The sequence below is a fragment of the Nitrosophilus sp. genome (assembly GCF_982775275.1).
The window spans coordinates 1-2128 of record NZ_CEXZHP010000239.1 but is presented as its reverse complement, the minus strand read 5'-3'; the positions used below and the strand labels follow the sequence as shown (position 1 = coordinate 2128).

At 40.2% G+C, this 2128-nt stretch carries 1 protein-coding gene and 1 pseudogene; both read left to right on the top strand.

The features are described 5' to 3' along the window. On the top strand, positions 1-559 hold a 559-nt coding region (locus AC30RD_RS08745), incomplete at its 5' end, for a hypothetical protein (protein WP_489494121.1). Between the two features lie 11 nt (positions 560-570). Then, positions 571-2128 (top strand): annotated as a pseudogene (locus tag AC30RD_RS08740) (hypothetical protein); the annotation flags it as partial.

Below are 2128 nucleotides of genomic sequence, written 5' to 3'. Positions count from 1 at the left end.
AGGACAAGAAAATGACTTTGAGTTCCAAGACCTACAATCAACTGGTTCAGCTGATATAAACAAAAAGGAAGTTCTTGATAGGAAAGTTACCAGCTTGGCAAGTGGATTAAATAAGGTCAGTGGTGTTGAAGATGCTTTATCGCAACTAGAAAGACGAATTAGTCAATATGTAGATGCCAAGACTGGCAAATTGATTGGAGACGTTCCTGGCTTGTCTTCTTGGGAGACTTGGACTCGTGGTGATGAAGGCAATGCTATCTCAGCATTATGGGAAAACTTAATTGGCGAAGTTAGACATGAGCGTTTTGGCTCTGTGTTGACAGCTAATGAGCAAAAAATGTTTGAGAAGATTAAAACTGGTAATCCTTTATATTTACCAGACACAGCGGTTCTTGAGTACATTAAGAATATGAGAGAAACTGTTGAAAATAAGAAAAGAAAAATTAGAAAAGGATATTCTAAAGATGTTGTAGCCGAATATGACAGCCGTGGGAATATAGTTGATAAGAGCAGCACAACACAGAAGCAAGAGGCTCTTTTAGAAAAATATCTTAAATAATAAGGAAAGTTATGGCTACTAGAGAAGAATTATTACTTGCTTTAGAGCGAGCTGATGACCAAGGAAATATCACTGATGCCGAGATGATTGCTCGCATGATTGATGACGGGGAATATGACGATGTACCATCGCTAGATAGACCTTTTGGTGAGCATGAAGAGCCTGGTTTCTTTGAACAAGAAGGCGGGCAACTTGCAGGTGGTCTCGGTGGCGGTATTATTGGCGGTAAAATGGGCGCACCCCTTGGTCCTTGGGGTGTTGTTGGTGGTAGCGCTATTGGCTCGGTTATTGGCGGTGCTGTTGGAGACCTTTCTCAACAAGCTTACCAGGCTGTTACAGATAGTCCTTTAGCCCCAAAAAGCATTGAAGAAGCTCTTAATAGAGCGTTTGAATCAGGTGGTGAAGAAGGTATGTACGACCTAGCTGGTAGTTTATTCTTTAAGGGTGCTAAACCAATATGGAATATGACTGGCGGTAAGTTATGGACAGCAGTACGCCCCAAACCAATTAAAGGTATTGAGCAGGTTGCAGAAACTATTGAGAAGCATGGTGGCTCTTTAACAGCCTCTCAAATGACAACCCACAGGCTAGTTGATACAGTCGAGGGTTTGGCTGGCTCTACCTGGGGTGGTAGTAAAGTCATTAAAGACGCTAGAGCGATTAACGACCAAGCTATTACTAATTACACAAACGGCTATATAAATTCATTTAATCGGAATGCAAAAGAGATTTTGACTGATGAGGGTATTGGAACAATGTTCCTAAATGGATTACAAGCTGGAAGAGTCATTCACTCTAAAATGGGTGGTGAGATGTACGCTCAACTTGATGAGCTATACAAGCCAATCATGAGGACTAAGACTGTAGTTCAAGAAACCCCTACTGGAATACTAGACCAAGCTGGTAAAATGCTGGGTAGAAAAGTCACTCAAGAAGTAACTACAGAGGTTCTACCAGTATCGACTAAATCTTTAAAAGACTTTGCTAGGAAAGAGCTTAACAAGTCTTCAGGAACAAAGCAAAAATCATTAGGAAACTGGTCTAAAAAAGAGCTAAATGATATTCTGAAATTTGATGATACTATCTCATTTGCTGAAGCTCAAGCATATAGAAGTAAATTACTATCTGAAGCCAGAAACGCACAAAAGCCACAAGCATTAGGTGAAGGTATGTCCTCAGGTATGATTAGCTCTTTAGCTAAGAAAACTGACGCGATAATTGAACAAGGTGCTTTAGCAACAAAGAACCCTGAGTTTATTGCTTCTTGGAGAAATGCTAATAACTTCTGGAAAGAAGGCAAAGAGGTATTTGCTAATAAGTTTATGTCTAAGCTTGCTGAAAAGAATGGTTCAGCAGTTGGTAAACACTTATTCAACTCAGCTCCTGAAGATATTCGTAAAGCTCATTTAGCTTTAAAGAAGGCTGAGTCTCTAGCTAAAGGTACAGCGGATGAGTTTAGCTTTGCACAAACCTGGTTAGATGTACAACAAGGTTATGTACAAAAACTTATTGCTGATACTGTGTCTACAGCACCTGGTAGAGTTGGTGAACTTTCTGTTGACAAGTTGG